This window comes from Pseudomonas sp. HP_08, assembly GCF_055284095.1.
The window spans coordinates 53,843-71,502 of sequence record NZ_JBTOQC010000016.1; the positions used below are offsets into that span (position 1 = coordinate 53,843).

Consider the following 17,660-nt stretch of genomic DNA (forward strand, 5'->3'; position numbering starts at 1 on the left):
ATCCTGCATCCGGTTACCCCCACTGCTATAAAATATGTGGGTCTATGTGTGGAGTGACCTACGCAACCAGAGCAAAAAGAGCCTACGTATCGGACGCTTGGTGATCCTGGAGCGCGGAGGTTTTGTCCGCGTACAAAATGTTGAAGGATGATGGGCTTACCCCGCGCAGAGAGCACCGGCTCTCATGTGCTGAACGGCTGCTATCGGCCGATTCTGTTGAAAAAGTAGCTCCCTTGGCTGGCCTGCGGCAAAATCTCTTCATTGGCCGGAGGGGGATCACGCAGCATGATGGGACAGTTATCGAGCGGGCAGGATCGGCTGTTTTACTCGTTCAACCTTGAAGATCACATTCCAGCCAATCACCTTCTGCGCAGCATTGATCGGTGTCTTGATCTGAGCGACCTGCGCCATTACCTCGCCGATTTCTATAGCCCAATCGGGCGTCCATCGATTGATCCCGAACTGATGATCCGCATGTTGATCGTCGGCTACTGCTATGGCATCCGCTCCGAGCGGCGGTTGTGCGAAGAGGCCCATTTGAACCTGGCGTATCGCTGGTTCTGCCGGTTGAGCCTTGAAGATGAAGTCCCCAACCACTCAACCTTTTCGAAAAATCGACACGGCCGTTTTCGAGACAGTGATCTGTTTCGCTGGTTGTTCAATGAAGTGCTGCGTCGTTGCATGGACGCTGGTCTGGTCAAGGGAGAAGGCTTTGCCGTGGATGCCAGCATCATCAAAGCGGATGCGAGTCGGCAGCGCGGCGTACCCGGTGATGAACAGGTCAACTGGAGCGATCCGGCTCTGAGCACTCGCGCCGTGCGTGAGTACCTTGAAGGCCTCGATGAAGAGGCTTTGGCCGAAACGCTACCGAAGCGTCTGTCGCTGACGGATCCTCAAGCCCGCTGGACCGCTGCGCCAGGCGGCCCAGCTTTCTACGCTTACTCCACGAATTATCTGATCGATACCGAGCACGGCGTGATCATGGATGTGGAACCCACACCGGCTTATCGAACCGCAGAAGTCGAGAGCGTCAAGACGATGATCGATCGGGTCGAAGCGCAGTTCGACATCAAGCCGGAGCGCCTCATTGGCGACACCGCTTACGGTACCGCGCCGATGCTGGCCTGGATGGTGGAGGAAAAAGACATCGAGCCGCATGTACCGGTGTGGGACAAAACCGAGCGTAAGAACGACAGTTTTTCGAGCAACGATTTCCACTGGAATGAAGAGGCTAAGGAGTACCGCTGCCCGGCTGGCAACCCATTGCGCAGCGAATGGCGAGCCTTCAAGAATGAGCGTTCACACGTCACCAAAGCCAACACTATCATCTTCCGATCCCGGCAGACCGACTGCGCTACGTGTCCGATGAAAGCCAAGTGCTGCCCGAACACTGCGTTCCGAAAGATCGCTCGCAGCGTCCATGAAGCTGCTCGGGATGTGGCTCGGAGCATTGCAGCAACGCCGGCATATCAGCGCTCTCGCCACGAACGTAAAAAGATCGAAATGTTGTTTGCCCACCTCAAGCGCATCCTGAAATTGGATCGCCTACGGCTCCGTGGCATGAGTGGCGCGATGGATGAATTCACACTGGCCGCTGCGGTGCAGAACCTGCGACGGCTTGCAAAAATTTCATCTCAAGGGCCACCAGTCACGGGATAGGTACGCCCGGAATCAGCAAAAAACCCCAAATCAACCCACTGACACAGCTGCAACGGTCAACGAAGTACCGAAAGGCCACTTAACAGTGGTGAGTAGGTTCTTTGATGAGGCCAAGCTCAGCATCACGTTTCCTGAAAAATCGACTTTTTCAACAGAATCGGCCAGAAGCAGACGTTCATGAGCAATTGCTTCCGGCTAAAAGCTGGCGCTTTGTGGCTTGCAAATTAGGGTGGCGCTCCATGACATTCGCCTCTGCGCGCGCCTATGTGTGCAAGCAAAACGTAAAATAGCTCAAAGGCAGGCTTGTGATAGGCTTAAGCAGCGGGGCATGCATTGTCCGAACGACGGAAGCGCTAAGATCATTATTTGTACATCCCATGGCATTTATGTGACGTAGGGTGGGATTGCGATACCGCATTAATCAGTATGAGGAATGGCATCATGTTACAACGCCTATACATTCACAATTTTCGATGCCTAGAAAACTTTGAATTCAAACCGGGTAGTGCATCCTCTGCACTACTGATCGGAAAAAACGGCAGCGGAAAAAGCACGCTGGCAAAAGTTTTTAGGCTGTTTCAGGCAATTGGCCGGGGAACGAATCGGGTTGGCCAGTTAGTTAGAGTCAAGGATTTCACCTTGGGTCGTACTGATGTGCCAATTCGCTTAGAAATGGAGGCCAAGCTTTCTGGTCGTTTGTATCGATATGTCCTTCTTTTAGACTTGCCTGAACGATTCCGAGAGCTTAGGGTATTAGAAGAAAAATTAATGCTCGATGATGAAGTTGTATACTCGCGCGAATTAGCTCAGGTAGTAATAAGGCGCCAGGGTGGCGCGCAGCCTGAGGCGAAGTTCAATATAGACTGGCATTTAATCGCGTTGCCGGTTATACAAGATCCATCCAGTAGTGATGCTTTAAGCGAGTTTCGCGAATGGATGGCTAGAATGATACTGCTTGCGCCTATTCCTAGTCACATGGGGGGGGAAGCAAGTGATGAAACGCTTGAGCCCGAAGAGGATGGTAAAAACTTCGCTGATTGGCTTTCGGGCATACTGGCTCAATATCCATCGGCTTATTCTACCCTAACTCGCCATTTACAGGAAATTATGCCGGATTTGGCGGACTTTCGATTCGAGCGAGCGGGTAAAGAATCCAAGTCCTTACTAGTCCGCTTTAAGTCGGAAACAGCAGAGCATGAGTTTGAATTCGACTCCTTGTCCGACGGCGAAAAATGCTTCTTTCTTTGCGCTGTAGTTTTGGCCGCGAATCAATGCTATGGGCCATTGTTTGCGTTCTGGGACGAGCCTGACAATTACTTGGCTCTTAATGAAGTTAGTCACTTCGTAATGGCTTTGAGGCAAGGTTTTCACAAAGGCGGTCAGATTGTTATGACTTCCCATAATGAGGAAGCTGTACGCCGATTCTCTAATGATAACACTTGGGTTTTGGGGCGTAGATCGCACCTCGAACCTACTATTATCCGACTCTTGGACGACATGCCTGCTCCTTCTGACCTTGTGCAGTCTCTTATATACGGAGATCTGGAACCGTGAGTGTTAATCGGCTGGCCCCACACTTACTGATACTTCCCGAGGATGATGCTAACCGCCAATTAGCGAACGGTTTTCTGAGAAATCCGTCATTGAACCTACGAGCGGTTGCAGCGTTGCCATATTCTGGAGGGTGGGCAAAAGTTTGTAATGATTTCGTTACGACTTATGTGCCCATTTTGAGAAAGTATCCGTTGGGACACATAGTATTGCTTATCGATTTTGATAATAAGGTAGAAGAAAGGCTCAGATATTTTAGAGAGCGGTTTCCAGAGGACTTAGCAGGACGTGTTTATCTGCTAGGAACGTTGGATGAGCCGGAGCCTTTGCGAGTTGATCGAGGAATTTCACTTGAAAAAATTGGAGCAGAGCTTTCGGATGCCTGTTTTGATGAAAGCTGGGAGCATTGGAGCCACGAATTCCTGCGGCATAACGAAAGTGAAGTCCTGCGCTTAGTCGAAAATGTAAGACCATTTCTGTTTCGTTAGCACGCAATCTCGATTTCCTGAGGCGTGAGGCCGGATACTGGTTGCATTAGGCGTGTCGTCTTCCATCGGATTTCTTCGGTGCGATTTCGTCCGACTAGCTATGAAGTCATTCAATGAGTGGCTATAAAGGTACGACGGCCAGCCGGATGGAGCCTGAGTCTATAGACCGCCGCAACCACTCGCGGACACTATCAAGAAATTTCGGGGGGCAAAGCAAAGACATATGCACAGATCGAGGAAAACTCTTAACAGTCATGTTTCGATGGACACTATGCCCTTGCCATAATATTATTCCTAGGATGGTACAGCGTCACGCGGCCAGTTTTATTCGTCGTAAGTAACACCAAGCAAGGAGTGAGCCTTGGCTATAGATTTTAAATGCTCTGTTGAAAGAGTTGAGCTATTTTATAAAGGGACTTATCTGATGGATAGTCCGCGAAATCGTAAGCTGCAGGTAAGTGGAAGCGATTTTTTGTTGAAGCTGAACGGTACAAGAGTCGAAAATATACCGTCTGATATTAGCTTTTACATAGGGGCGGTTCAAGAGTTTTACCCTTCCTTGTCAGCGCTCTCTCTCGATAACTCCGGAAAAGGGATGGATATTACAATGCAGACGAGCTATATGAATCTCGGTGCTTGGATTAAGCCTTTTTCTTTTGATGAATACCTTTTAAAAGTAGAGTCATTAGTTGATGGTATTCTCCCGCCAATAAAAAAATATTATAAGTATGACGATGCAACGTCAATTAATCATACCGTATTAGGGCTAAATTTTTTTGTTGGGAGCGGAGATTTATTAGCTATTATTTCGGGTCGATTGGAAGACTTCGCTCGCGCGCAGCGTGAAGCTGAGAGGGTGCTGTACAACCAGAACTTACCAAGTCATACCTATCTAACTCGAGAGTTTAAGCTTGTTGAGGGGGAAAAGTTTTGCTTGGAGGAAAACTTGACAGTAGAATTTAAGGAGGTTAAGGGTAATAATCCAGTAAAATCAATTAGTAACTTAGTTGATGAGTATGTTTTAGCTTTTTTCAATAGCCAGGGTGGAAGCGTTTTTTGGGGTGTTAATGATGATGGCTTAGTCAAAAGCCTAAAACTGACAACTAAAATGAAAGATGATATCAGAAGGGTTGTTAGCGATAAAATCAATGTAATCGAACCGCCTATAGATCCAACACAAATAGGGGTGTTTTTTCACGAGGTTTTAAATGCTGATAATGGCTACGTATTGGAGGTGAATATACCAAGATCTCAATCGGAGCTGCTTTACTTTAACTCATCTGGCGAAACTTGGGTTCGACTAAATGGGTCTAAGAAAAAGCTTCAGGGCTCTGCATTGCAGGATTATATTATCAAGCGAACTCGTAAAGAAAACTGATGGCGCTCTGCTAATATTTAAACAGCTGTTGCGGGCACTTTAGAGCTATCAAGCGGTTCACTAGTTTTTTATTTATAAAAATAAAATCAACTACGGGACAACAACAGAAATTGCTATGCTGAAACTTTATTTGCAATAGAGCATGGCAATTTTAGATTTTGGTGACTACTTGCAAAAAGGCATTTTCATCGATCAGTGCGCAGGCTGGTTGAAAGGATAGACTTTTTCAATACTGTCCACCGATAACCACAGAATGTAAACAGCAGCATTATGTCGCGAGCAGCATATCGTGATGACGACTGTTGGCCGGACGCGTCCGCTTGCGAACGTCCACTTATGGCCGTTTTCTGCCCATCGCGAGAGGCAGAAAACGACCCAAAGCTGACATCTGATTTCCCTCGTTTATCGCTATGATGAGCCAAGCTTCGCTACCGGAGTTAATGAGCTTTGGGCAACATACTGCAAGTGACCATGGCCTGATAACTCACATGGCATGAGGCCGGAACAGCAAGGTTTATGCTTTAGGTTGGCGACCAAAAAAATCAGCGCAATGCTTGGTTGATCGTCTCGAAAAGCTTCGAGAATCGCTGAATTACGTCTTTACTGATCTTCTTAGGCGGTACCGCCACATAAGCAGCAGCCACTGCAAAATGATTGTATCCAGGAGTTGGTCGAACGCTGACCTGACTGCCTATCAGCTGCTTCTCAATCCTTTGTACGATCCGATCTGCTTGCGGCAGATCCTCCAGTTTTAAGACTGTTCCAGCAAGAGCTTTGGAATAGACCTCGTTGAAATGTTCGAGATACGCTTTAGGGTCTAGGAGATCCTCGAGGTCGGTGGCAACAGCGTCCGCTTCGTCCGCTCCTAGGTTTTTGAATTGTGAGAAATTAAAGACTTGTTTTTGATTTAGCAATTTCTGCTGCACCATGGCGTCGAGCTTCTGATCACTCTTGCCGCTGTAGTCATGCAGAACAGCAAATGCTAACCCATTACCTCCCAGGAGTGACACGAAGGTCGCTACGTTGCTCAAGCCCCCCACGGGGACGATTGTGATTTGGGGATCAAGTCCTACTCCTCCAGTCTCTTCAACGGCCCTAGACATCGCTTGGAGTACAGTGAGTTCCGAAATGCCCTCGACCAGCAAGTTTCGCTCGGCGATGAATAGGTTTTGAGCAATATTCCAACCTAGGGCGGCCTGTAGTGGGAAAATTGTCTTGGAATCCGACCCGGAAAGGTTAGAAGAGATCACTGTCCCTTGGCGTGGCTTGTCTTCCACTACCCTCACTTGGTGCAGGCGATCTGAATTCACCATGAACGGTGAGTGAGTCGTGTAGATGACCTGGTGGGTCTCAGCAAGATCGTCGATGTAACGCAAAAAATCAGACTGAGCGAGGGCATGCAGAGCCAGGGCCGGTTCGTCCAGAAGCAGCACAAGATTGTTACTGGTTGTACTGCCGACCACGCCGAGTTGCTGCTGGACGCTGTCAAACCACACTAAAAAGCTAAAGAACCAGATGAAGCCTCGGCTGCGCTGATCGAATGGGGTGGTAACACCACGGTGTCTTTTGTTTTTGATCCGCAGGTAGAGGTTAGGCCCGTCGTTAAATGGGGCGGCATCTGACGCATCAGGCCGAATATCGATCTCAACTTCGAGGTCTTCGTTCTGCTTCCAGAATTCCAGAATCTGATCAGTTAGGTTGATCGATACCGATTCGATCTGTGCCTTCAGTTCTTCATAGGAGGTGCCATTCGAGAAGTCGTCCAGTTCAACTCCCGCCATGCGTAGTAGGGCGATCACTGCTTGATGCTTTGCCTCGATCTGCTTGTGGGCATTAGCCGGATCTTTGCTTGCGGCGGCTAAGCGATTCGCAAGATCTTTGAGATTGAGTTTTCCAGGCAGGAGGTCGTAGTCGCTGAAATAAAGAAAGCTAGGAATCTGCGGTGATAGCAACTGCCAAGCTTCGTAGTTACATACCGACGACCAGTCCGCATGTGCACCGCTCACACGAGTTTCGAGCCCTTGGACGAATTCTGTGTCAGCCTCGTTCGTCAGGCTGATGCCTTTCAGGCCTAATAGTGCTTCTCTCAGCGAAGTGGCTTTGCTGAGGACGGCTACTGCACCTTCGCTCAGCCCTACGGTAGTTGCGAGGTTTTTGAGTACTGGCGCTTCGGGAATACTCAACCCAATTGAACTAGCATTTTTGTAGTTACGTGACATTGTGAATCTGAATCCGGCCTTTATGTCACAACCGATTTTTGCGTTGATTTCAGATGCCTCAGCGTCGTCGATTACATAGGTTAGGGTGACGGCATTTTCAGGCGACTTCTCGTGGAGTCGCTTATATGTCAGCAGGTCTTTGCGTGGATAGTCTTCGGTGATGTCGAATTTCTCTTTGTCCAGCGCATCCTTGGCTTTATGCAAAGCTCTGAGAAAGACCGTCTTTCCGGCTTCATTCATCCCCACCAAGACAGTGACCTGGGGGTCGATCTCAGTTGTCTGCTGCTCATTGATTGAGCGGAAAGGGCCAACCTTTACAGATGTCAACAGCATGTCCATTTGTCCTTGTTGATCGAACGCGAATGGGCACGAAGGTAAGCGAAAAGCCATCACGTCGTCTACGTAGACGTGGCTACTCTTAACGGCAGTCCGCTTTTGGCCGCAAGCTGCCACTGTGAAATGACAACCTTGGCCCTCGAGCCATGGGCCGGCCCCGAAAACCGTCTTTTACCGAAAGGCGTGATAAAATAGGTTATCACCACTTTTGGCCGTTTATCGGGTTCGGTGACGATAGCTATCCATGGCGTAGCATTCGTGACGCAATAGATGCCAGGCGAGTGTGTACTAACCGACTGAGAGGTAAATATGCAGGAAGTGACCAAGGTTGGCCAAAATGATCAGCGCAGGCTCACCGCCGTCGAATTTCAGGATTTGGCCCGAGTGCCGGCCGCGGTCGAGTGGTTTGCCAACCTGGACAACCCTCGAACGCGACGCGCCTACCAAAATGACCTGGAAGACTTCTGCGCGTTTGTCGGCCTGGCCTCGGCGGATGAGTTTCGTGTAGTGACTCGATCGCATGTTCTGGCCTGGCGAGCCCAGCTCGAGCATCGCGGTTTGGCCGGGGCGACGATCCGGCGCAAATTAGCAGCACTGGCCAGCCTCTTTGATCACCTCCTGGAAAGCAATGCAGTCGCCGGCGGCAACCCGGTGCATGGCGTCAAACGTCCCAAGGTTGAAAGCAATGAAGGCAAGACCCCTGCCCTGGGCGATCACCAGGCCAAGGCGCTACTCGAGGCGCCGGACGAATCGACTCTTAAAGGGCTGCGCGATCGGGCGATATTGGCTGTTCTTCTGTATCACGGGCTGCGCCGTGAGGAAGCGGCGCAGCTGCAGGTGAGCGACATCCAGGAGCGGCGCGGAATTCAGCATTTGAAGGTACATGGCAAGGGCGGCAAGGTGCGGTACCTGCCGCTGCACCCGGTGGCGGCTGGTCGTATCCATCAGTATCTGGAGTGCTCCGGGCATCACCAGCCAGACAAGAAAGTACCGTTATTCAGGCCGCTGCGTGGCCGATCAACTGGCGTCGGCGTCTCAGGAAACGGCATCTATACCTTGGTCGAAGCTTACGCAAAAAAGGCGGGGATCGAGGTCGACGGCTTGGGGGTTCATGGACTCAGAGCAACCGCAGCCACAAACGCCCTTGAACATGAGGCCGACATCGCCAAAGTCCAGGCCTGGTTAGGACATGCCAATATCAGTACGACCAAAATTTACGATCGGCGGCAGAACCGGCCAGAGGATTCGCCGACTTACAAGGTGAAGTATTGATGGGATGAGAATAAAAAAGCTTTCGGCAAGTGGTCGGCGAAAGCCACGCTCTTATAACTCAAAAAGCCCAGTCGAGAGTCCTAACCTAGGACGTCTGCGCGATATCCTCTTCTAGTTCCCGCACAGCCTTGCTGGCTTTGATTTCAAATCTGCGCTCAACCTCTGCGTCACTCAGCCTCAACGCATCATCGCCTAGCCACATGGCGAGTTTCTCGCGCTTCTGATTGACCGTGAGAGCGTCAAGGTTTGGGATGTAGCCATTATCAGCCTTCATGCCTCTCTGCAGCTCGTAGAAGGTCTTGATCAGAGATTTCGGATGAATCTCACCGCTTGGGCAGAATCGGTCTGTGAGCTTTCTGATCGTGTGATTGATGGCACGCAACTGGGATGTCGTGGTGATCTGGCAGAAATAAGCAGCCCAGCCCAAGCGCTTGCCTTTGAATATGCAGCCAGTGATCCTCAGGTTGAGCTTCCATTGGCAGTAGGCTAGGGCCCGCTCCTTATCGGCAGGTCGTCGAGCTGCAGCCAGTTTATGCCGGTATGCCGTAAAGATTTTGGCGATCGAAGACTCGAACCTCAAGATGCTCTCATGGCGAATGAGCACCTGGCTGCCTTCAATCTGATATCCAAGGAAGCTGAAAGGATCGGTCAGGCTCTCTACCTTGGATTTCGATCCTAGTTCGAAGTCATGCGGGTTGAGCTTCAGGGCTTTCAATTCGGCGATGAGCTCATGAGCGGTAGCACGCGCGCGCCCTGCTGGGCCTAGGATCAGAATGTCGTCGACGTAACGTTTGTACCAGATTCCTTTCCGGGCCTCGAAAAGGCTGTCAATGCCCTGCAACGCAATCTCCGCGAGCACATTTGAAATTGCGAGGCCCTGTGGCACTCCCACGGAGGGACGATCGGCACCCTTACTACCTTTGGATTCAGGCACCGTGGGCGTTGTAAGCGCGGCGGTGATTAACTGCCTGAACTCAGATTTCCGAATTTTCTTCCGCGTCGCAGCTGCTACCAATTCATGAGGTATGGATGGGTAGAACTTTTGAAGATCAATCTTGGCATATTCGACATATACGCCAGAGTGGAGCGCCGATTTTAGAGAGTCGATGACTATCTGAGGGAGGGTGAGTTTGGCAGTGGGGAAAACATCCGATAGGCAATTACACAACGCGCGTAGAACGATTCTGTCTCTGGCCGTCGGAATGGATATCTGGCGAGGTTGCGACAATGCCCCCTTGAGGATCAGTTTTTCCTTGTAAGCAGTGAACCGGTACTCCCCACGGTGCACCTTGTCGACTATGTAATCGAGCTCTGCGGTCAATCGTTTATCTAGGTTAGCCGGGCGCATGCGATCGAGACCGATGGCACCAGAGTTTTTGATTCTGTCGGCGTAAATCTCCTGGAGGCGCTTTCGGGTGAAGACCTTTTTGAAGACTCCCGCTGCGCTCATGACTTGTTCCCGTAAGCATATAGGCCTGCCAGTACCGGTAAGGCATACAACAGCGTCGTAATCACAAACCGCATTGTCAGCCAAAATAATGCAGAAAAATACTCGAAGCCTGTGGGTGGTCGGGTAGTTGGCCCACCTGCAAAAACGCGGGCGATGCGATCATCGATCTCTCGATGATTTTCTGATTCAGCCAGCAGTTCGTCATACCTGTTGATTTGCTCTGAGGTCGGGGTAGGCGGAGGTGTATTGGGCAGGCCGTCAGGTATCCCGCGATGAAGCTTTTGTAAAGCTAGGTAGTTGGTGCGCATCAGCATGGCTCGGCCCCGGAAGTCGCGGTTGGCCACTGCAAGCGAAATACCGAGCAAGGCAACCGAAAGAATCGTCGCCATGATGTCAGTGTCGGAGCCAAGGATAGTGCTGTGCCTAATGGTCAGCACCCCCAACGCCGCGCTGAGGATTGCGTACCATACCAGCAAGAGTTGCGAGTGAAAGTCCAGCCACTCCAGGCGCTTGTGGGCCTGGATGCGTGCCTTATAAGTGAACCACACGCTGTCCTTTTTCACGCACATCTCTCCATAGAAATTGGTGAAGGGGCAGGGGGATTTGAGTACCGTTGAACATCCCGTAGGGATCAATGGGCCGAAACCCAACTGCCGAAGCTGTTAATTATCAGAACCGCCCTCGTTGTTACGAGAGGAAGAACCTGCCCCTTCACGGCTGATTTTACAGTGCCAGCATGAGGCACGGAAGGTGTTTCAGTCACTCTTTCGTTGAGTTTCGCTGTAGTCAGCGGCCAGGCTGGTTTTTCGTCTAGCTGCTAGGGCGAGTGGATAATTTGAAAGTGCTGCTGGTAGGTCTTGAGCAGCGGCCTGTTCCCAGATTCTTTGATCATACTGAGAAGCTCGGCCCCTTCTCGATAGGCAATTGAGTAGCGAGTTGTCTTGGCGTCCTCAGCCTCGATCAGTGCTTTAGACGTTGCACTGATGGTCGCATTCGTCCAGACCTCATAGGTCTGTCTCAAATGGCAAAGATCTTCACTATGTTTGGCAAAATGTCGCAGCACGGGTAGCCGCTTTTTCAGCCACTTCTCGACCTCAGAGTCATTAACCTGACCAGTAGACAGGTGGCTTTTACACTCGATGAACACAGTCCCGGTTCGAGCTTCCACAAGAATATCAATTTCGGCGCGGGCGCCATCTGAGGCGCGCACCAGTTTGTTGATGGTGATGTAGGGCTTCAGGTACTACTCATTCGCCAGTTCGGGGCACAGTTACTCGAACAAGCAGCCCCGTAGAGTGCCTTCCGCGCCCTCAATCTTGCTCAGCGCGCTGAACAATCCATCGATTTTTTCGGGATTTTCCAGGTTGAGGGCGGTGGCCTTGAGCACCGAAGACAATTCATGAAGGGCTTGCGCAACGTCGGTGCCAAGTAACGAGTAGAGCGTGGCAGCAATCGCACCATTGGCCCTGATAGCACGCACTGCCTCTTTATCATAAGACTCGGCCAAAGAGGTTGGTGAGCAGTAGTGTCACAAGCAATGCTTGGAGAAGATAGAATAGCGCTTCTCTGCTTATCAATTTTCTCCTTGCATGCAGCTAAGAATCGCTGATCACCCAGGAGGGCTGGATTCTCGCAATAGTACCTATCAAGAACTCTATATTGACTTCAAAGTGCCATCACCGGCATTGTGTCTTGGCGAGGGATCCACTTTAAACACACAAGGAAATGACCATGGCCGATTTTTATATCAATGCAGTCCGCCGCGATAAGCCAGGCGGCCACATCCAGCAAGTCAAAGTTATCAAGGCCGGAAAGGCCCTAACGATGACCACCGATCGTGCGTTTGTTGCAGATCTCATCACTTTAGGTAGGACAACGTTCCAGACGATCTTCTGGGAGAAAGGCGGGTGGCGTTATGGCGCTCATGTCCACGTGGTGGATGGTGAGTTCCTGGCGACTGATCGCAACGCTCGTAAAGAAGACAACCTCGAAAGCCTGCCTACTTTCTAATACCTGGAAAGCGCAGCTCATCCCTCGCGCCCGAATTAGCCATTAGCCTGCAAGTTCTCCATTTTGTCGCCCCAACTAGCGCGATCAGCTAAAAGTGCATGCTGATAGATCAGCTTCCCCGATTGAATGGGAGCACCACTCCACCATCTCCAGGTTTGACGGACGGATCGCCGCTGATCATGGACTTCAGCTTCGCCAAGTGGAACACGGAAGCTTTGCCGGACAGATAAAGCTCCGGTAGACCCGCCAGCTTTTCCACATCGTTTGCAGCCAAACCTATGTAGCTCGATACCGACTCAATCGGCATGACACCAGAAGACGACAATAACTCGATAGTGCGTTTCAGAAGCCGAGGTTGTTCAGGGGCGCGCGCGTCGTCGCCAGGCTCAGATTTAGCACCCCACCGTGCTGACCTACGTTTGAACAGAACCAGCTTTTCATCAGCATCGATAATCTTGAGTGCTTCAAGACGCATGATCATGGCGGCAACAGAGACGCCCCAGCGCTGTTTAAGCAATAGAAGGCTGTCAAGCGTTATCGGTGTTCGCACATCGGCTGCAAACGTTTCTGCTGGCAGCAAGAAAGCTCCAGCGAAACGATGAGCTTGCGATTCCATTAATTTGTAGCGCTCAGGATCGGTTGAGCGGTCAATGCCTTTGTGCAAAATAAGGTGACCGAGTTCATGAGCAAGGTCGAATCGACTGCGAAAGCCATTACCCTTGTCGGCGGACAGCAGAATCAGTGGCCGCTGCAGTTCGTGGCTCCAAGCAGAGAGCCCTTCGATCGGTGCGATGCCCGTTTCCTCTCGAACCACGATTACGCCTGCCCCTTCTACAGCCATTGCCAAATCGGGGATTGCCCGACGACCAAGACTCCAGAGGTCTCTGCACTCGCTGGCAGCTTCCTCGATGTCGAAATTGGCAATTTGCTGAGGGTCCGTAAATAACCTTACGGGCAGGTTTACGTCCGGAAAGTCGACGAACTCGCTCATCGCCAGGACGATATCTTGCGTCCATTCCAGTCGAGCTCCCAGCATGGCTCTTGCTGAGACATGCGCAGACGCATTGCTTCGGAAAAGAGGCAGCGATCCCTTCTTAGGAAGGGGGCGGGTAAACCATTCAGGACTAACGTTGATGACCTTGGAGAGGCTATCCAGCGCCTCTGCTTCGGGTGCCTGCTGCCCCGATTTCCACTTGCTGATTGTGGCCGGCGATACACCGACCATAGCAGCAAGTTGTACTTGGGAAAGGGCGCGAGCATCCAGTGCCTGACTCAATCGTCCTGGCTGGAAATCTGTAATGCCCCGGCTCATGTTTCTTTCTGTCCTCCGAGCTCGATGAAGCCCGCTTTGAGTTTTACTTTTGCATTGTCGGCCTGTTTCGGGGCTGCCTCATAGCGATCCAAGAACTGGCTTAAAGGTTCCCGAAACAGCCACCCATCTATTTTTGGATTGGGCACCGCGATATAGACCTGCAATGGCTTCTCAGGATGGTGATTCAGTGAACCGCTGAAACGTGCGACGAAGAAGAATGTCCCGGAGGTCACATCCTGAGGCCCGAAAAGAGATGGCTGTACCAGTTGACTCATGGCCTCATTAGCTTCGGCCAGTTCGCGTCGAGTGATGCTGCGGTTAGGGCGATTCCAATTTGTGGTGTTCATGTTCAAGCGTGCAAATTTGAACATCCCTGCCACGCCCACGATCACGCGGTTGCCCTGGGAAGACATCAATTCAGCCTTTGACGCTTCCAGTAGGTCGCTAAACCGCTCATTCATTTGAATGTGCCGCATGTACCCCAGTGCAGTTTTTCGCTGCTTCTTGCTGACTCCCTTCGTCAACCCAAAGGCCTGGAGCGCACCGGCTGTAAAGGCATCTTCGACACCCATCACAAGGTCACGCGAAACGTGGGTGATAAGCATAGCGGCAATTGCTTCTGGGTTTGGGGTCATGTAGTGGCTCTCAGGTTTCGAATAACGCGATTATATGCCTGAAAAATTTCGCGTAAAGAGGTAGTTTCGGTTTAATTTGAGTTTTGAAGCGGAATGTAGGAAGCTTCCAGAACGGCGATCGGGCAGGCGGTGATAGCCTTGCTGAAGTGTTAAACGGTGCTTGATGTGCGCCAAGCTGCTGAAGAAAGAGAGTTCTAGCTCATGCGCTTTTGTGGATTGAACAGGCAGGTAGACGAGTTGGTCTCGTTGCAGCAATCTAGAAACCTAGGTTTTGTACGAAAAGTCGGTGCGGGTAGAATTGCCGCCATGATTGGCTGGAGACCCGCATGGCAAAGCGTTACGAACTCTCCGACGCATCGTGGGAATTGATCAAGGATCTGGTTTCTCCAGAGCAGAAAATGGGTCGCCCACGCACTGATGATCGTCTGGTACTGCATGGAATCCTGTGGATCCTGTGCTCGGGCGCTGCCTGGCGTGACCTGCCGGAACGCTTTGGGCCTTGGTCAACGGTGTATCAGCGTTTTCGTGACTGGCGCGATGACGGTACGTTTGATCGAGTACTCGAGCGCTTACACATTCGGCTGAACCGGGAAGGACTGATCGACCTGGACACCTGGATGATCGACTCTACGGCGATACGTGCAACCCAAGCCTCTTCAGGCGCCGGAAAAAAGGGGGGTCTGAAGAACCGCTAGACCATGCTCTTGGGCGTAGCCGAGGCGGCCTGACAACCAAGATTCACATGGTTTGCGACGCCAATGGCGTGCCATTGCGCTTTGTGCTTTCACCGGGACAAGCCAGCGATATCGCCCACGCCCAGCCGTTGCTGGATCAGGTAAGAATTCCCGGCAAGCCCGGGCGACCGCGCAAACGCAGCCGCTGGTTACTGGCTGACAAAGGCTATGACGCAGAACACCTGCGTCACTACTGCGACCGTTACCGAATGCAGCCAGTGATTCCGCTGCGTGCCATGCCACGCAAACCCCGGCCTGGGTTGCCCCGACTCTTTGATCGTCCAAAGTATCGGCAGCGGAACATCATTGAGCGGATGTTTGGCTGGCTAAAGGAGAACCGCAGAATAGGAACTCGCTACGACAAGCTGGCCAAGAGCTTTGCAGCCATGGTCACGCTGGCCTGCAGCCTACGTTGCATGCGGCAATACTTTTCGTACAAAACCTAGAGCCACGCTAAACCCGCACGGCGTCGGCGCCTGGAGCAACGCGTACATAACTGCACACCTCCATGCCCTGTCGCTGCGACTACCTTGACTCCAACTATCTGGCACTAAAGCAGCGCCTGGTGATAGGGGGCTAATCCAGCCGTTGCGTCGGGTCACCACGGGCACGCTTTGTCCCGATTCAAGGCTGTCGCGAACCTTGGCCAGCTTCTGGTCGAAGCTCCAGCGGCGTCGGCGTTGCTGGCCGAGCAGCTCGCCACCTTTATCATTGCTGTTGGTCATAAACATACCCGTTTGCCTATCCCTTATCTCAAGGGGGAAACGGTGTCCTGTCTTTCATGGGGCTCTTCAGGCAAAAAAAGGCCCCTGCACCATCACCAGGTACAGGGGCCTCATTGAACGTAATGTCCCGTTCTGCGTAATGCCGGTCAGCCCCTATCAGTACCGCCTTCGCTTCGTCCGACAAAGTGCTTGACTCCATCATGGCAACATCCCACTGGATTACTGCCTGGGCGATTGCCATCACTTTCTCCGGAGTAATATCGCCAGGCATCTCGAAAGTGTTTGAGCTGGCCGCGGTGACGACAACACCCGTGTTCATTCGGACGGGGGCGATTCTGTGTATGGCGAGCCCGCTCGAGTTTTCAAAGCCCATTCCAGGCTTGTGCGCCGTGATGTAATACATCACACTAAACGCCATGATCATTAGCTTTCAGCACAAAGGCCTGCGCCTCTACTACGAAACGGGGTCGACCAAAGGCATTCGTGCGGATCACGCAAAACGCCTGGCCCGCCTGCTGACATTCATGGATCGCGCCGCTACCCCAGGTGATCTTGACCTCCCTGGTTGGCGGCTTCATTCCTTGAAGGGCGACCTGGCTGGATTTTGGTCGCTCACCGTCAGCGGCAACTGGCGGGTGATATTCCGCTTCACAGGAAGCGATATCGAACTGGTCGACTACCTGGACTACCACTGAGGAGGATGCAGACATGGTGATGTTCAACCCACCACACCCAGGCGAAACGCTCATCGAGGACGTGCTCCCCGAATTGAACCTCAGCATCGCCGAACTGGCTCGCCGACTTGGCTTTGCTAGAGAAACCCTGTCGCGCGTCCTGCACGGCCATGCCCCTATCAGCGCGGATCTGGCAGTACGTTTGGAGCTGGCAGGCATCGGCAAGGCACGCACTTGGCTTGGCGTACAAGCTGACTACGACATCTGGCAGGCACAGCATCGCCATCAGCCGCCTATTGAGCGCTTCGCCGCTTATGCGTAGAAGTGAAAAAATCCGCCAAAGAGTGATTGACGACCGTACAGTTTCCACTGCCAAGTGGCCGCGATTGTCGACCACTTTCTTCACTGTATCTGTTATAGCCGATTCACTTTGAGGCCTCGTATGTCGACGCTGACGCAGAACTGAGCCGCCTGCTGATGCAAGACTGCCCCAACCTAAAATCTAGCAACCCACTCACATATAACGTTGTTCTTGGTGTCCGACGGGTCAGTGATATTTCGGTAGCTGGGTCAGTTCGGCGTCAGCGTCAACAGGATCTGGTCATCAAGGCGTTGGACATGGCTTATGAACAGCGTGGAAGGCCTCAAGGGCTTTTGTTTCACTCGGATCAGGGCTCGCAATATGGTAGCCGCCAGTTCCGTCAACGGCTCTGGCGTTACCGCATGCGCCAAAGCATGAGCCGTCGTGGAAACTGCTGGGATAACGCGCCGATGGAGCGTGTGTTTCGCAGCTTGAAAACTGAATGGATACCGACCGTGGGCTACATGACTGCTCAAGAGGCACACCGCGACATCAGTTATTACCTGATGCATCGATATAACTGGATTCGACCGCACCAATTTAATGGTGGGCTGCCACCGGCTCAGGCCGAGAAAAAACTTAACGTCGTGTCCGGGATCAGTTGACCACTACAGACACCCTAAACGGTATACCTTTACGTCCCAGGCCCCGGTTTCAGGCCGGGGCTTGTTGGTGTAGCTGGTGCGGTTTCCTAGAGTGATTCGTTCCATTTCGTCACGGGAGCGGTGCAATCAAAGCTATAACTGCCCATGGTGCCGCTCTGCTCACCAATGGAATTCTTGGATAGAGCCTGCTGGAACCCGTTATCGTCTGTACTGCTCAGCTTGAGCTCAAACAAAGCTTGCTCAAGTAGTTT

18 protein-coding genes are annotated in these 17,660 nt (G+C 51.9%); 10 read left to right on the plus strand and 8 right to left on the minus strand.

Translation table 11 applies throughout. The annotated features are described in order from the left end of the window. Positions 1 to 285: 285 nt before the first annotated feature. The 4 genes from ACYAS9_RS16165 (at position 286) to ACYAS9_RS16180 (ending at position 5,076) form a co-directional block, all read left to right on the plus strand. Positions 286 to 1,659: a transposase gene (locus ACYAS9_RS16165; protein WP_463569285.1), complete on the plus strand. Its 1,374-nt coding sequence runs from the start codon at positions 286 to 288 to the stop codon at positions 1,657 to 1,659. Between the two features lie 441 nt (positions 1,660 to 2,100). Continuing rightward, positions 2,101 to 3,213 (plus strand): AAA family ATPase, encoded by a 1,113-nt coding sequence (locus ACYAS9_RS16170; protein ID WP_177046436.1) that lies wholly within the window; start codon positions 2,101 to 2,103, stop codon positions 3,211 to 3,213. Then, positions 3,210 to 3,698, plus strand: a complete 489-nt coding sequence (locus tag ACYAS9_RS16175; protein ID WP_218172315.1) for a hypothetical protein — start codon at positions 3,210 to 3,212, stop codon at positions 3,696 to 3,698. Before ACYAS9_RS16170 ends, ACYAS9_RS16175 begins: the two co-directional genes overlap by 4 nt. A 361-nt stretch (positions 3,699 to 4,059) precedes the next feature. Then, a complete protein-coding gene (locus ACYAS9_RS16180; protein WP_463569286.1) occupies positions 4,060 to 5,076 on the plus strand; it encodes an AlbA family DNA-binding domain-containing protein in 1,017 nt (338 codons plus the stop codon). 542 nt (positions 5,077 to 5,618) lie between these two features. Here ACYAS9_RS16180 and ACYAS9_RS16185 read toward each other — a convergent pair. Beyond that, on the minus strand, positions 5,619 to 7,628 hold the full coding sequence (locus ACYAS9_RS16185; RefSeq protein WP_463569287.1) for an AAA family ATPase: 2,010 nt from the start codon (positions 7,626 to 7,628) through the stop codon (positions 5,619 to 5,621). A 312-nt stretch (positions 7,629 to 7,940) separates the two neighbouring features. Between ACYAS9_RS16185 and ACYAS9_RS16190 the strand changes: the two genes are divergently transcribed. Further along, the gene (locus ACYAS9_RS16190) at positions 7,941 to 8,903 is read left to right on the plus strand and encodes a tyrosine-type recombinase/integrase (protein WP_463569288.1); all 963 of its coding nucleotides are present in this window, start codon (positions 7,941 to 7,943) and stop codon (positions 8,901 to 8,903) included. A gap of 85 nt (positions 8,904 to 8,988) precedes the next feature. Here the strand turns inward: ACYAS9_RS16190 and ACYAS9_RS16195 are convergent, their stop codons facing one another. The 4 genes from ACYAS9_RS16195 to ACYAS9_RS16210 form a co-directional block, all read right to left on the minus strand. After that, on the minus strand, positions 8,989 to 10,353 hold the full coding sequence (locus ACYAS9_RS16195; RefSeq protein WP_463569289.1) for a reverse transcriptase domain-containing protein: 1,365 nt from the start codon (positions 10,351 to 10,353) through the stop codon (positions 8,989 to 8,991). Continuing rightward, a complete protein-coding gene (locus tag ACYAS9_RS16200; RefSeq protein ID WP_463569290.1) occupies positions 10,350 to 10,916 on the minus strand; it encodes an SLATT domain-containing protein in 567 nt (188 codons plus the stop codon). The genes ACYAS9_RS16195 and ACYAS9_RS16200 overlap by 4 nt, the downstream gene beginning before the upstream one ends. A gap of 254 nt (positions 10,917 to 11,170) precedes the next feature. After that, positions 11,171 to 11,563: a hypothetical protein gene (locus tag ACYAS9_RS16205; RefSeq protein ID WP_463569291.1), complete on the minus strand. Its 393-nt coding sequence runs from the start codon at positions 11,561 to 11,563 to the stop codon at positions 11,171 to 11,173. 60 nt (positions 11,564 to 11,623) lie between these two features. Next, complete coding sequence (locus ACYAS9_RS16210; RefSeq protein WP_463569292.1) at positions 11,624 to 11,833, minus strand: hypothetical protein; 210 nt, start codon at positions 11,831 to 11,833, stop codon at positions 11,624 to 11,626. 251 nt (positions 11,834 to 12,084) lie between these two features. Here ACYAS9_RS16210 and ACYAS9_RS16215 point away from each other — a divergent pair, with 251 nt between their 5' ends. Then, complete coding sequence (locus ACYAS9_RS16215) at positions 12,085 to 12,363, plus strand: hypothetical protein (RefSeq protein ID WP_463569293.1); 279 nt, start codon at positions 12,085 to 12,087, stop codon at positions 12,361 to 12,363. A 109-nt stretch (positions 12,364 to 12,472) separates the two neighbouring features. Here the strand turns inward: ACYAS9_RS16215 and ACYAS9_RS16220 are convergent, their stop codons facing one another. Together ACYAS9_RS16220 and ACYAS9_RS16225 are read right to left on the minus strand one after the other, a co-directional pair. Beyond that, positions 12,473 to 13,675, minus strand: a complete 1,203-nt coding sequence (locus tag ACYAS9_RS16220; RefSeq protein WP_463569294.1) for an XRE family transcriptional regulator — start codon at positions 13,673 to 13,675, stop codon at positions 12,473 to 12,475. Then, entirely contained in the window at positions 13,672 to 14,310 is a 639-nt protein-coding gene (locus ACYAS9_RS16225; protein WP_463569295.1) for a hypothetical protein, read from the minus strand. The genes ACYAS9_RS16220 and ACYAS9_RS16225 overlap by 4 nt, the downstream gene beginning before the upstream one ends. A 326-nt stretch (positions 14,311 to 14,636) precedes the next feature. On the opposite strand from ACYAS9_RS16225, the gene ACYAS9_RS16230 reads away from it, so the two are divergent. After that, a protein-coding gene (locus tag ACYAS9_RS16230; RefSeq protein ID WP_463569296.1) for an IS5 family transposase occupies positions 14,637 to 15,490 on the plus strand; the annotation gives its coding sequence in 2 pieces (ribosomal slippage) (positions 14,637 to 14,991 and positions 14,991 to 15,490; 855 coding nt in all). Between the two features lie 307 nt (positions 15,491 to 15,797). On the opposite strand, the gene ACYAS9_RS16235 is transcribed toward ACYAS9_RS16230, so the two are convergent. After that, complete coding sequence (locus ACYAS9_RS16235) at positions 15,798 to 16,172, minus strand: hypothetical protein (RefSeq protein ID WP_463569297.1); 375 nt, start codon at positions 16,170 to 16,172, stop codon at positions 15,798 to 15,800. Between the two features lie 13 nt (positions 16,173 to 16,185). On the opposite strand from ACYAS9_RS16235, the gene ACYAS9_RS16240 reads away from it, so the two are divergent. The 3 genes from ACYAS9_RS16240 to ACYAS9_RS16250 all read left to right on the plus strand — a co-directional run bounded on the left by ACYAS9_RS16240 (position 16,186) and on the right by ACYAS9_RS16250 (position 17,409). Beyond that, on the plus strand, positions 16,186 to 16,464 hold the full coding sequence (locus ACYAS9_RS16240; RefSeq protein WP_463569298.1) for a type II toxin-antitoxin system RelE/ParE family toxin: 279 nt from the start codon (positions 16,186 to 16,188) through the stop codon (positions 16,462 to 16,464). Positions 16,465 to 16,477: 13 nt separating this feature from the next. After that, positions 16,478 to 16,765, plus strand: a complete 288-nt coding sequence (locus tag ACYAS9_RS16245; protein WP_463569299.1) for a HigA family addiction module antitoxin — start codon at positions 16,478 to 16,480, stop codon at positions 16,763 to 16,765. A 155-nt stretch (positions 16,766 to 16,920) separates the two neighbouring features. Beyond that, positions 16,921 to 17,409 (plus strand): DDE-type integrase/transposase/recombinase, encoded by a 489-nt coding sequence (locus tag ACYAS9_RS16250; protein ID WP_463569300.1) that lies wholly within the window; start codon positions 16,921 to 16,923, stop codon positions 17,407 to 17,409. The last annotated feature ends 251 nt before the right edge of the window (positions 17,410 to 17,660 follow it).